Origin of the sequence: Paenibacillus sp. FSL P2-0173 (genome assembly GCF_038008045.1) — a bacterium.
Classification (GTDB): domain Bacteria; phylum Bacillota; class Bacilli; order Paenibacillales; family Paenibacillaceae; genus Paenibacillus; species Paenibacillus polymyxa_B.
Window position 1 is genome coordinate 227,922 of the sequence record NZ_JBBOYK010000004.1, and the last position, 13,301, is coordinate 241,222.

A 13,301-nucleotide genomic window follows, 5' to 3' on the forward strand; every position below is an offset into this window, starting at 1 on the left:
CAGGGTGACTTTTTGTGAGTCACCGCTCCGTTAAAAACTCATGGCATGAAATAGTTATGCCATGAGTTTTTAACTGCCTTACCTATCCTCTTCCCCGTGGGAACAGAAGAGGTACAGTCACTGCTGCAAAATGCTGCACACCTGAGGAACGGAGCGGGTGGAAGGATTCTGGAGAAGCGAAGCGTTCGCCTTTGCCGCTGGATTCTAACCCTCTAAGGGTTATTCCAATCCAGGAATCCAGCGGCAACAGCGATCGGAAGAACCTTCCACACGCGGAGTGGCCCCCTCAAAACCGACATCCCCATTCCTGCCATGCACCACTGTGCTTCTTTTGTTCCCTTTTCTCAACAACTACATCCGAACTTTTCTTCACCTTTGAAATCTACCTGAGTCGGGTAATCATTATCGAAACAGGCTAGGCACAAGCCGCCTTTGTAATCCTGTTCGTTATATCCTCCTACAGCGGCAATCAAACCCTCGGCGCTCATAAAGTAGAGCGAATCGGCGTTAATTTCCTCACGAATTTCCTCGACGGTTTTGGACGAAGCGATCAGTTCCCGGCGATCCGGCGTGTCGATGCCATAGAAGCACGGGTTTTTGAAAGGCGGTGAGGTAATACGTACATGTACCTCCAGTGCCCCTGCATCCCGCAGCATATTCACGATTCGACGGGATGTAGTGCCCCGTACGATAGAATCGTCGATCATAATGACTCGTTTACCTTCAACAACACGGCGTACAGCGCTCAGCTTCATTTTCACACCCTGCTCGCGTAGCTCCTGACTCGGCTGAATGAAGGTACGTCCAGTGTATTTATTTTTAATCATACCCAACTCATAAGGAATACCTGTCTGCTCTGCATAACCAATCGCAGCCGAAATACTGGAATCCGGCACTCCTGTCACCAGATCCGCATCGACAAAAGCTTCCAGCGCCATCTGGCTCCCCATTCTTTTGCGTGCAGCATGAAGATTGGAACCATTCAAATCACTGTCAGGACGGGCAAAATAAATATATTCCATCGCGCACAGTGCTTTACGATGCTTGCCTTCACTGTAACGGTCTTCGTGCAGACCATTTTTGTCCAACACCAACAGTTCACCCGGCTCGATATCGCGCAACAGCTCTGCTCCAATCGTTTCCAAAGCACAGGTTTCGGAAGCAAACAAATATGCATCACCTAATCTGCCCATCGTCAACGGACGCAAGCCATTGGGATCAGAAGCGACCAGCAGTTTATCATTGGTCATAATGAGAAAAGCAAATCCTCCGACGATACGCTTCAATGCATCTTTGGCGGCCTCCACCAAATCCTTGGACGATCGTGCGATCAAATGCGCCACTACTTCTGTATCGCTGGTTGTTTGAAAAATAGACCCGCCCTGCTCCAGCTCATGCCGGATTTGCAAAGCATTCACGATATTCCCGTTCGTAGCTACCGCTAGATCCCCATCACGATACTTAAACACCAAAGGCTGTGCATTCGTTAGCTTACTGTCTCCACTTGTCGAGTAGCGCACATGTCCTATGGCAATATCGCCTGTCAGCGAAGCCATCAAATCTTTATTGAATACTTCTTTTACAAGCCCCATTCCACGATGATAATGGAACTCGTCGCCACTGCTCACACAGATGCCCGCACTTTCCTCCCCGCGATGCTGGAGTGCATGCAATCCGTAATATGCTAGGGAAGCGGCATCGGAGTGTCTATATACTCCAAACACGCCGCATTCCTCTTTTAATTTATCAAACAGCCCCTCTTTACCAGAGCCTTCATTATAATAATCTCCAGTCCACAACGTCCGTGCTGTTATTTCATCAGACATGGAATGACATCCTCCCAGATTTGCTTCAAACTGGCGACTGCCTCGTTCAAAGCGGGTTGTCCGTTCACCTCAACTGTCAATTGTGATCCTTCAACTTTTCCTAATACGGTAACTGGCACTTCCAAACCACGCAGATGTGCTTCCAGAGCAGACGCTTTATCCGGCGATGCAGATAACAAAATACGGGATTGAGTTTCGCTAAACAACGCATGGTCAGGACGCAAGCTCGTTTCTACGTTGACCTGTGCTCCCAATCCGCCGCTAATCCCGGATTCTGCAAGCGCTACAGCCAATCCGCCCTCTGCCAAATCATGCGCAGATTGTACCAATCCGGTCTGAATCGCTCCCAGTACCGCAGTCAGCAGTTTTTTCTCTACGTTCAAATCCAGCTCAGGTGGGCGTCCCTCGGATACACCGTGTACGACAGCTTGGAACTCACTGCCTCCCAGCTCGGCCTTCGTTTCCCCCACTAGGAAAATTACATCACCTTCGGCTTTGAAGCCTTGTGTCGTAATATGATCTGTATCATGAACCAGTCCTACCATACCGACAACAGGCGTCGGATAGATGGAGCCTTTGGCATTTTCATTGTACAAGCTGACATTGCCCCCGATAACAGGTGTATCCAGTACACGGCAAGCCTCTGCCATACCGTCCACGGCTTTTTCCATTTGCCAGAAAATATCCGGCTTTTCAGGGTTACCGAAGTTCAGGTTATCCGTAATCGCCAACGGCTCGCCGCCGGAGCATACAATGTTACGCGCTGCTTCGCTAACTGCAATCCGTCCGCCCACCTCTGGATCAAGGTATACATAACGTCCGTTACAATCTGTCGTCATGGCGAGCCCCTTACGAGTTCCGCGCACAGTCACAACAGCTGCATCCGATCCCGGACGAACGGCTGTACTCGTGCGAACCATGTAGTCATACTGCTCGTATACCCATTTCTTACTGGCTACACTTGGTGAAGACAGCACCTTTTTCAACGCACCGTTCAAATCCGTCACTTCAGCGTAACGCAGTGTGTCAATAGCAGCATTTTGCTCATAATAAGCAGGGACTTCGGAAGGCTTGTCATAAATCGGACACTCGTCAACCAGCGCCGTCACTGGCATATCTCCGACCACTTCATTGTGATGGAACAAACGCAAACGACCATCATCCGTCACTTTACCGACCTTGGCACAAATAACACCCCAACGCTCGAAAATTTCCAGTGCCTGTGCTTCATCCTTAGGCTCTACTACGAACAGCATCCGTTCCTGTGATTCGGACAGCATCATTTCATAAGGTGTCATGCCCTCTTCACGCTGCGGTACCTGATCCAGATACAGCTCCAGGCCGTTGCCAGCCTTACTCGCCATCTCCGCGCTGGAGCAGGTAAGTCCTGCGGCACCCATATCCTGAATACCCAGCACAATACCGCTGTCGATCAGTTCCAGACATGATTCCATAACCAGCTTCTCCATAAAAGGATCGCCTACTTGAACCGCAGTCCGGTTCGCTTCAGATTCCTCTGTCAGCTCAACCGATGCGAATGTCGCTCCGTGAATCCCATCACGACCTGTCGGCGGGCCCACATAGAACACCGGGTTACCGACCCCTTTAGCAACACCACGCTGGATTTTATCATGGTCAATCAGTCCGACACACATTGCATTAACGAGCGGATTGCCTTCGTAGCTTTCATCAAATACAACCTCGCCACCTACAGTCGGAATACCGATACAGTTCCCATATCCCGCAATACCAGATACCACATGCTCGAACAAATATTTCACACGGTCGCTCTCCAGCTTCCCAAAACGCAGAGAGTTCAACACCGCGACAGGTCTTGCACCCATGGAGAAAATATCACGGATGATACCGCCTACCCCAGTCGCTGCCCCTTGAAAAGGCTCCACAGCCGACGGATGGTTATGACTTTCGATTTTAAATACAACCGCTTGGTTGTCACCGATATCTACAATGCCTGCGCCCTCGCCGGGTCCCATCAGAACTCGCGGACCGCTCGTTGGAAAACGACGCAGCAACGGCTTAGAGTTTTTGTAAGCACAATGCTCTGACCACATGACACTGAATACGCCAATCTCCGTATAATTCGGCTGACGTCCCATGAATTCACAGATCAACGCATATTCACTGTCCGATACACCCATCTGCTGATACAGTTTATGTTCGGCAACCTGCTCTGCCGTCGGTTCCTTAGCGGACACTTGCTGCGCCATGTCGATCCCTCCAAGCATTCAAAATAGATGTAAACATACGTTTGCCGTCATCCGTTCCGAGCAATGCGTCCACCGCGCGTTCCGGATGAGGCATCATGCCCAGCACGTTTCCTTGTTCATTACAAATCCCTGCGATATCCGTCACGGAACCGTTTGGATTATCTCTATACGTAAATACGATCTGGTTATTCGCCTGCAAGCGAGCCAGCGTCTCATCATCACAGTAATAGTTGCCTTCGCCGTGGGCGATCGGAATGACGATCTCTTCACCAGCAGCGTAATCTTTTGTAAAAGGTGTTTGGTTATTCGCAACCTTCAACACCGTATCATGGCAACGGAACTTCATCGACAGATTACGGCGCAAAGCGCCTGGCAACAGCCCAGCTTCAGTCAGAATTTGAAAACCGTTACAGATACCTAAAATGTATTTCCCCTCAGCAGCCGCTTTGGCTACTTCCTTCATCACCGGAGCAAACCGGGAAATCGCGCCGCAACGCAGGTAATCCCCGTAAGAGAAGCCTCCTGGAACAAGAATACAATCATAAGGCGACAGATCCGTCGCAGTATGCCAAACATAATCGACAGGTTCACCGACCGTGTCCTCTACCGCCTTATAGCAGTCAATATCACAGTTGGAGCCCGGAAAAACCAGAACTGCAAATTTCATGGAATCAGCCCTCCAGTTCGTAGCGGTAGTCTTCAATGACCGTGTTGGCCAACAGCTTTTCGCACATCTCAATGATGCGCTTTTCAGCACTCTCGCGGTCTGTTGTATCCAGATTCAATTCCATATACTTACCAATTCTGACGCTGTCCACTTCTCCGAAACCCATAGAATGCAGTGCGCCTTGCACCGCAACCCCCTGCGGGTCCAAAACGCTTTGCTTAATCGTGACATAGACTGTTGCTTTCATCATGTTCCTTCAGTTCCTCCTCCGAATGAGTGAATCCTTTTGGTTGAATTATGATTACTATTTACTGTGCCGTCAGACGCCGCCAAATATCCGTATATCTTGCAGTTGTTTCTTCTACGACCTCAGCAGGCAACGGATCGGGCTTGCTATTCTTGTCCCAACCGGATGATGCCAAATAGCTTCGTACCGGCTCCTTGTCCATGCTGTCAATCTCAACATCCAGCTCATACTTTTCCTGAGCCCAAAAACGGGATGAATCTGGAGTGAAAATTTCGTCAATCAAAATCACCTTACCGTTAACAAGACCAAACTCAAACTTGCAATCGGCTAAAATAATCCCCCGCTTCTCACAGAAAGCACGTGCAAATTCGTACAACGCCAGGCTTTTTTCTTCAAGCTCGCCTGTCAATTCAACTCCGACCAGCTCTTTCATCTGATGGAGAGAAATGTCCTCGTCGTGTCCAACATCATTTTTTGCAGCCGGTGTAAATAAAGGCTTGGGAAAGCGCTCATTTTTACGTAGCCCCTCTGGCAATGGAATGCCGTTCACCTCACCGTTCTGCTCATACTGACGCCAGCCGCCTCCGGTAATATATCCGCGCACCACACACTCAATGTCGATGCGTTCAGCCTTCAGCGTGACCATGATACGGTCCTTCAGCAACTCTTTATTCTGTTCGTCGATCACATGCCCGAGCTTGTTCACATCGGTGTGCACGACATGGTTTTCCAACAAGTCTTTCGTCTGCTCAAACCAGAAAGCGCTGAGTTTATTCAGCACGTTCCCCTTTTCGGGCACGGGCGGCTCTAACACATAATCAAAAGCCGAAATTCGGTCCGTCACGACAATCAGAAAATGCTCTCCGAGATCATACAGTTCACGCACCTTGCCTTTGTACAAAAGCGGCGCATGGATCAGACCTTCGGCAGTAGACAATGACATTTCATTACACCTCTTTCAAAAGAGTATTACCCCTCCTAAATCAACCTTGCCCCTCCTAAATCCTCCCCTCAGGGAGGACCCCCAGGGCTGCTGCCCTCGGGACTCCCGCAAGGGTTGGCTAGTGAGCAGGGGATGACGGGTTACTGGAGCTACGGTGGAGTGAGCGCGTTCCGCTGGATGAAGGCTTGTTGGCACAAGCCCTCATCCAGCAACGCTTTTACGTTAGTACAGATCGACGTTTTTACGTATTAACAATGTATTAACGCTTCCGACTCTAAGCGACAAGTTTTATGCCGCTTACAGCTCGATCGTGGTTCAGCGTCTACATACCGCCAAACCATTCTGCCCGTGGCCGTAGCTCGGCATGCCGTGCAGCGAGCATTGGGCTTCGCCTGTTGTGCGCATATGCTACGCATGCGCACGGATACGGTGGCTCAAGGCTTCGCTTCTTGAGCCTGCGCGTGCTCGTGAGGACCGCGGGCTGTTTGCTACGCAAATTCGGCAGCCCTCACGAGAACGTTGCCTGCGATAGAAAAGCAGTGGAACACGCTTTTCTATCGTTCTTCGGGGTGGTGCGGCATCTTATGTGCCGCACCACCCCTAGTTCTGCTCCCTCATGAAGGTTGGTGCTGGAAGCAGCGGAACGGACGGAATCGTTCTGGAGAAGCGTAGCGCTTGCCTTTGCCTCTAGATTCCAACCAATATCTGGTCTTATACAATCACAGGAATCCAGTGGCAACAGCAATCGGAAGAATGATCCGTTCGCGCAGCGGCCTCACCACGCTCTTTATACCCTCCCAAGCGCCAACCAACCTTCCCTCCTACTCCCCTAATCCCAGCTTTTTGAAGATCGTATCCACGTTCTTCAGATGCCAGGCTGGGTTGAACGCGTCCTCGATTTCGTCTGCGCTGAGCACGGCAGTAATTTCCGGGGTCGCCTCGACGATTTCGCGGAATTGGCGTTGCTCTTCCCACGCCTGCATAGCACGCGGCTGCACAGTATCGTAAGCTTTTTCACGACTAAAGCCTTTGTCGATCAGCTTGGTCATAATACGACCGGAGAACGGTACGCCGTACGTACGGGCCATATTGCGCTTCATATTTTCAGGGAAGACCGTCAGATTTTTTACGATATTACCAAAACGGTTCAGCATGTAGTTCAACAGCATCGTTGCATCCGGCAGAATGATGCGTTCTACGGAAGAATGCGAAATGTCGCGTTCATGCCACAGGGTTACGTTCTCATACGCCGATACCATATGCCCACGAATCACGCGTGCCAGACCGGAGATGTTTTCACTTCCGATCGGATTGCGTTTATGCGGCATCGCGGAAGATCCTTTTTGACCCTTGGCAAAGGCTTCTTCCACCTCACGGAACTCACTCTTTTGCAGAGCACGGACTTCTGTAGCAAATTTGTCCAACGATGTGGCGATCAACGCCAATGTTGCCATGTATTCGGCATGACGGTCGCGCTGTAGCGTCTGTGTAGAAATCGGTGCAGGCTTGGTACCCAGCTTGCGGCATACAAATTCTTCTACAGCCGGGTCAATGTTGGCATATGTTCCCACTGCACCGGACATTTTACCGTATTGTACTTGGTCAGCCGCAAAACGAAAGCGTTCCAGATTGCGCTTCATTTCCTCGTACCACAATCCCATCTTCAGTCCAAACGTTGTTGGCTCAGCATGTACTCCGTGTGTACGTCCCATCATCGGTGTATGCTTGTAAGCCAATGCCTTTTCCTTCAAAATTTCAATAAAATTCAAGATATCACGTTCCAGGATTTCATTCGCCTGCTTTAACAGGTAGCCCAGTGCCGTATCAACTACGTCTGTGGAAGTCAAACCATAATGTACCCATTTGCGCTCGTCTCCAAGACTTTCGGACACCGTGCGGGTAAAAGCAATGACATCATGTCTTGTCTCCTGCTCAATTTCATAGATCCGTTCAATATCAAAACTTGCATTCTTACGCAGAGCCACAGTATCCTCTTTGGGAATAACTCCTAATTCCGCCCAAGCTTCACAGGCACACAACTCTACTTCCAGCCACGCTTTAAATTTATTTTCTTCCGTCCAAATCGCTCTCATTTCCGGTCTGCTATAGCGTTCGATCATGACTATTTATTCCCCCAAATATTGGTTTGTTCAATCCATTCCAGCGCTTGTTCCGCATCCTGGCACAATAGATTAATATGTCCCATCTTTCGGCCTGGCTTGGCTTCACTTTTTCCATACAAATGCAGCTTGGGTACAACATCCAATCTTTCAGCTTCAACATCCGATTGCGCAAACCGCCGAACCACGCCCTCCAAATGCTCACCTAACACATTGACCATCACGACGGAAGTCAGCAGCTTCGTGCTGCCCAAGGATAAACCGCAAATCGCACGTATGTGCTGCTCGAATTGCGACGTCGCGCATCCCTCCATCGTGTAATGGCCGGAGTTATGCGGTCGTGGTGCCAACTCATTAACGTACAATTGTCCATCTTCGGTGACAAACATCTCCACAGCGAGCAGTCCCACCGCACCCAGCGACTCTGCCACAGCCAGCGCCAACTTGCGTGCTTCCTCCTGGACAGGTTCTGGCACACGCGCAGGCACAATCGACGTGTGCAAAATATTGTTCACGTGAATGTTTTCGGCAGGTGGAAAGGCTTTGGCTTCACCGTTCGTGCTGCGAGCTACAATCACCGAGATTTCGCAGCGAAAACGGATGAACTGTTCCAATACCAGTTCTGCACCGCCTCCTGCCAGTTGTTCGTAGGCAGCCGTGGCTTCCTCCGGTTGGCGAATGACCACTTGTCCCTTGCCATCATAACCACCGACTGCTGTCTTGAGCACACACGGTACACCCAGTTCAGCTACCGCTTGAACCATATCCGCAGGACTGCTGATTTCACGATACGGAGCGACAGGGACACCAGCAGCTTCAATAGAACGCTTCTCTCTCAGACGATGCTGGGTTGTGTACAAAAGACTGCTGCCTTGCGGAACGCTGGATTCCTGTTCCAAAAGTGCAGCCACACCCGCGTCCACATTTTCAAACTCATACGTGATCACATCGCACCGCTCAGCCAGCTCTCTGGCTGCATGCTCATCATCATAGGCAGCGCGGATTTGTTCTGACACCTGTCCACATGGGCTATCCGGTGTAGGGTCCAGTGTCACAAAGCGATATCCTAGATTGGTTCCCGCCAGTACAAGCATTCTTCCTAATTGCCCGCCTCCCAAAAGTCCAATCGTTGTACCAGGAGGTCGGATACGGCCTGTGGGTTCACCTGCCCCATTCATAGCGAGTCACTGCCTTCCAGCACCTCATCACGGATACGGTCGCGTCTCGCCAAAACCCGTTGGCTTATCTTTTCGTCAAAAGCGCCTAATATTTGTGCTGCCAGCAGCCCTGCATTCGTAGCACCTGCCTTACCGATTGCCACAGTGGCAACCGGAATACCACCCGGCATCTGCACAATGGAGAGCAGGGAGTCCAGACCGTTCAGAGCCTTCGACTGAACAGGCACACCAATGACCGGCAAGGATGTCTTCGCAGCCACCATCCCTGGCAGATGCGCAGCCCCACCCGCTCCAGCAATAATGACCTTTAGTCCACGCCCGGCGGCCTCTTCTGCAAAACGAAACATTAAATCCGGTGTACGATGGGCTGAAACTACTTTTTTCTCATATCCGATTTCAAGCTCGTCCAGCACAGCACATGCATGCTGCATGGTGTCCCAGTCTGATGTGCTGCCCATAATGACAGCGACCTGCACTGACATGTCCTTCACTCCCTGTTTATCAATAAGCGCCAAAAATCCGGCACTCGAAAATAACGTTATTTTCAAGACACCGGACTACGAAAAAACAAACGACAGAGCCTCTTAAAGGCATGCCAAAAGCAAGCCTCTTCCACCGCATCCAATGCGGCTTCAGCCGTATGTCTCCCGTAGTCCGGAAATTTAAGGTTTCCAGGTAGAAACTTCCGGGCCATATCCCCGGCATTATACGAGTTAGCATTGTGCCTATTCCATACCCAACGATATTCTTTACAAGTATGATCGTGGTCAGTTTCGGCTCAAACATGTGTACCTTATTAAATTGTACCTAAAGTTCATTTTTTATCGACAATACACTTCCTAGTTTAACAATTCCCTACACCTTATGTCAACTTGAAAACGAACATTATAATAACCATACAATAGAATGTTCGTGTTTAACAAAATCAACACCCTTATATACCCATAGGTCAGGACTATTGTATTACATTTAGCTATCTCTCACCTATCCTGATAACAGCGAGCGCACCGCATTTCACTGACAAAAATAAAAGTCGGCACTCCCTATACAGGCAGTAAACCGACTTTTACTTTTTTATTCAGTTATTTTACGACCAGCACAGGAATACGCGCATGCTGCACCACATTGTGGCTTACGCTACCCAATACGAATTCACGGATACCACCTAAACCGCGGCTACCAATCACAATCACATCGAAGTCATTCTCATTGGCATAATCCAAAATGACTTCGGCTGGCGAACCTTGAATGAGCTCCACCTTGGCATCTACGCCCTGCTCAGCAAGCCGCTTTTTAACTTCATCCGTAGTTTGTTCGGCCAAATCGTAATATTCTTTATTCACCGAAGCTGGAATAGGAGCCAAACCTTCGCCCATAAAAATCCGTGGAAAATCAAATGCTGTTACCACCTCAAGCTGCGAGGACGGTGATGCCTTGACCAATTCAGTCGCCTTCAACAAAGCCTTGTTGGATGCATCCGAACCGTCATAAGCAAGCAATATTTTTGAAAATAGCATAATACGCACCTCTTCCTCATTCAGTTTGTTGATTCCAAAGCCTGAAATATGTAGTCCTGTTGTTCATGCCATGTCATCACTGGATGGCTGGAGTAGTCTTCTCACTCATCATTAAACTTCCCTATGAGAACCTAAACTCCTCCCCTTTACCGTAAAAAATACCCATACAGCAATGCGTTCATGAATAGCAACGCAGGAATACCAAATCTGAAGCTCATATGCCGTGTTTTATGGCGTTTACGGTACATGGCAATTAGCACGCCTAATGCTCCCCCGATCAGGGCCAGGAAAAACAACGTCCGTTCAGGTACACGATCGCGATGTTTACGTGCTCTCTTTTTATCTTCCGACATTACCAGATAGCCTACTGCATTGATAAACAGCAGCCATACCAACAAGCCTGTCTGCAATGTCTCTCCTCCTTTTGCACACCTACCAAGTTCAGGATTAGGCCTTATATAGCGCTCCCCCCTCATTATAACCCCACCCCTTTTACAGAAACAACGCCTCCCCTGACTTGGATAGTGCTTTTGCGGAAATAGTAAGGTGGCATAAGGGCGATCCCCGAGTGCATCTATTTCGTCTTAAAGGAGGGACTACGATGGAAAGCACCCATGAATACGTTGAAAAGCTGCGAGAAAATGCAAAAAAGGCAGAACGCAACCGCAAACGAGGAAAAGGAACTCCCAGCGCCAGCTTGCCGACAAAACAGCATACCAACAATCCTTGATCAAGGAATCTGTATTAAGCTGTATAGCCACGTTATTAACGTATAGTATCAACTTAACCTTGCAGCTTTTCCTGAGAATTGAGTACAAGGTAAACTCCGTTGTTTAGCTTCCACAATAACAGCAAGCAGACTCCTTATGAGATATCTGCTTGTTGTTTTTGCAAATATTTTTTTGAAATCGATTACATTTATAATAAACAAGTTCTAAAGTCATATTCCCTAACATAAGTGTTGACTAAAAACAATTTTACACCCTATAATTCGTGATATTAACGTAATTCGATAAATTATTTGTCAGTTAATCTATCATTAATATTTGAGGTTTAAGATTGGAGAGGAGCTTTATATGACTAACATGAAAAAAATGACGATGATTCCCCTGTTGGCTAGCTTTATTCTCGGAAGTACCTTGTGGAGTGGTGGATTTACCGCCAACGCTGCGGCAGCAGCTACAACCAGCACAACTGCACCTACTTCTGCCACTACAACGTCGGACAAATCCGCAAATCCTCAAACCAATCATTTACCCAATATTAAAATACTTGCCACGGGAGGGACCATTGCAGGATCATCTTCCGTCAATACGGATACGACCGGCTACAAAGCAGGAGCGTTAGGTGTGGAAACTCTGATCAATGCCGTTCCTGAGATGAAAAGTATTGCAAATGTCAGTGGTGAGCAAGTTGTTAATGTAGGTAGCCCCGACGTTAATAATGAGATCCTCTTAAAACTTGCCAAACGTACCAATGAACTGCTTGCCAGAGACGATGTAGACGGCATTGTCATTACACATGGCACAGATACATTAGAAGAAACCGCTTATTTCCTCAATCTTGTTATCAAAAGCGATAAGCCAGTAGTTGTCGTTGGCTCTATGCGTCCAGCTACTGCCATCAGTGCCGATGGTCCCTTCAACCTGTATAATGCAGTGAAAGTCGCCGGGGCTTCGGCCTCTAAAGGTCAGGGTGTACTCGTCCTGCTGAACGACCGTATCGGTGCAGCAAGATATATTACTAAAACAAACACAACAGCAGTCGATACGTTCAAGTCTGTGGAGCAGGGATACCTTGGAGCTGTTGTGGGTGATCAAGTGTACTACTACAACAAATCCACGCACAAGCATACGACTTCTTCTGTATTCGACATCTCTAACCTGACTCAACTGCCGCAAGTAGATATTTTATACGAGTATCAAAACAATGGTCGCTATCTATATGATGCAGCCGTAGCAGCTGGTGCCAAGGGTATTGTCGTAGCTGGTTCCGGTAATGGTTCCTTGTCCAAGACCTCCTCAGAGGGCGCAGAGGCCGCAGGTAAAAAAGGAGTGATCATTGCCCGCTCCAGCCGCGTGGGAAGTGGAGTTGTGTCCCCGTCAACAAAAGACGCGGCATCGAACTTTGTGTCGACCGATTCGCTTAATCCGCAAAAAGCACGGATTTTGCTCATGCTTGCTTTGACCCAAACACACGATGTTAACCAAATTCAATCCTTTTTTAATGAATACTAAAAGCAGTCATCCCAAATCAAATAAATAGATCATCTTTATTATGAAAAAGAAGCAGCGATTACGGTTGACCACCGTAACTGCTGCTTCTTTTTTTTGCGAGACAATTCTAGCATTAGTAACTATTTCATCTGATATCCAATCGTCTTGGTCTTAAACAGTAATTCGTTGTTCCTCCCATGTAGCATCAAGACTGCTGTTTGGGAATCCCATTCAAGCTTGGAGGATATTTCGCTTGCTTCTCTGGATGAGGAGCGATTTCTTCCTCCAGAATACTTGATTTATTTTGCTGATTATTGATTTTAAGCGACTTATGCTTGGGCATAAATACTCACCTCCTC

13 protein-coding genes and 1 riboswitch are annotated in these 13,301 nt (G+C 48.6%); of the genes, 2 read left to right on the top strand and 11 right to left on the bottom strand.

The annotated features are described in order from the left end of the window. Positions 1-344 precede the first annotated feature (344 nt). The 10 genes from purF to MKX30_RS21010 form a co-directional block, all read right to left on the bottom strand. Positions 345-1,826: an amidophosphoribosyltransferase gene (purF, locus tag MKX30_RS20965; RefSeq protein WP_023987052.1), complete on the bottom strand. Its 1,482-nt coding sequence runs from the start codon at positions 1,824-1,826 to the stop codon at positions 345-347. Beyond that, positions 1,811-4,054: a phosphoribosylformylglycinamidine synthase subunit PurL gene (purL, locus tag MKX30_RS20970; RefSeq protein WP_023987051.1), complete on the bottom strand. Its 2,244-nt coding sequence runs from the start codon at positions 4,052-4,054 to the stop codon at positions 1,811-1,813. Before purL ends, purF begins: the two co-directional genes overlap by 16 nt. Continuing rightward, a complete protein-coding gene (purQ, locus tag MKX30_RS20975; protein WP_023987050.1) occupies positions 4,032-4,721 on the bottom strand; it encodes a phosphoribosylformylglycinamidine synthase subunit PurQ in 690 nt (229 codons plus the stop codon). Before purQ ends, purL begins: the two co-directional genes overlap by 23 nt. A gap of 4 nt (positions 4,722-4,725) precedes the next feature. After that, positions 4,726-4,971 carry a phosphoribosylformylglycinamidine synthase subunit PurS gene (gene purS, locus MKX30_RS20980; protein ID WP_013308797.1) on the bottom strand — a complete coding sequence of 82 codons (246 nt, stop codon included), beginning with the start codon at positions 4,969-4,971 and terminating at the stop codon, positions 4,726-4,728. 58 nt (positions 4,972-5,029) lie between these two features. Then, on the bottom strand, positions 5,030-5,911 hold the full coding sequence (locus MKX30_RS20985) for a phosphoribosylaminoimidazolesuccinocarboxamide synthase (protein WP_025719826.1): 882 nt from the start codon (positions 5,909-5,911) through the stop codon (positions 5,030-5,032). Between the two features lie 821 nt (positions 5,912-6,732). Then, positions 6,733-8,031 (bottom strand): adenylosuccinate lyase, encoded by a 1,299-nt coding sequence (gene purB, locus MKX30_RS20990; RefSeq protein WP_013308794.1) that lies wholly within the window; start codon positions 8,029-8,031, stop codon positions 6,733-6,735. Between the two features lie 2 nt (positions 8,032-8,033). Beyond that, positions 8,034-9,209, bottom strand: coding sequence for a 5-(carboxyamino)imidazole ribonucleotide synthase (gene purK / locus MKX30_RS20995; RefSeq protein ID WP_341063424.1), 1,176 nt, complete (start codon positions 9,207-9,209; stop codon positions 8,034-8,036). Then, on the bottom strand, positions 9,206-9,691 hold the full coding sequence (gene purE / locus MKX30_RS21000) for a 5-(carboxyamino)imidazole ribonucleotide mutase (RefSeq protein ID WP_023987047.1): 486 nt from the start codon (positions 9,689-9,691) through the stop codon (positions 9,206-9,208). The genes purK and purE overlap by 4 nt, the downstream gene beginning before the upstream one ends. 148 nt (positions 9,692-9,839) lie before the next feature. Further along, a riboswitch (purine riboswitch) is annotated at positions 9,840-9,941 on the bottom strand. A gap of 350 nt (positions 9,942-10,291) precedes the next feature. Further along, the gene (locus tag MKX30_RS21005) at positions 10,292-10,726 is read right to left on the bottom strand and encodes a universal stress protein (protein ID WP_023987046.1); all 435 of its coding nucleotides are present in this window, start codon (positions 10,724-10,726) and stop codon (positions 10,292-10,294) included. A gap of 146 nt (positions 10,727-10,872) precedes the next feature. Beyond that, on the bottom strand, positions 10,873-11,136 hold the full coding sequence (locus tag MKX30_RS21010; protein WP_339201455.1) for a DUF1294 domain-containing protein: 264 nt from the start codon (positions 11,134-11,136) through the stop codon (positions 10,873-10,875). A gap of 191 nt (positions 11,137-11,327) precedes the next feature. Here MKX30_RS21010 and MKX30_RS21015 point away from each other — a divergent pair, with 191 nt between their 5' ends. Both MKX30_RS21015 and MKX30_RS21020 read left to right on the top strand, forming a co-directional pair. Beyond that, entirely contained in the window at positions 11,328-11,456 is a 129-nt protein-coding gene (locus MKX30_RS21015; protein ID WP_023987044.1) for a DUF4023 family protein, read from the top strand. Between the two features lie 346 nt (positions 11,457-11,802). Beyond that, on the top strand, positions 11,803-12,963 hold the full coding sequence (locus tag MKX30_RS21020) for a type II asparaginase (RefSeq protein WP_339201454.1): 1,161 nt from the start codon (positions 11,803-11,805) through the stop codon (positions 12,961-12,963). A 184-nt stretch (positions 12,964-13,147) separates the two neighbouring features. Here the strand turns inward: MKX30_RS21020 and MKX30_RS21025 are convergent, their stop codons facing one another. Further along, positions 13,148-13,285: a hypothetical protein gene (locus tag MKX30_RS21025; protein ID WP_023987042.1), complete on the bottom strand. Its 138-nt coding sequence runs from the start codon at positions 13,283-13,285 to the stop codon at positions 13,148-13,150. Positions 13,286-13,301: the final 16 nt, after the last annotated feature.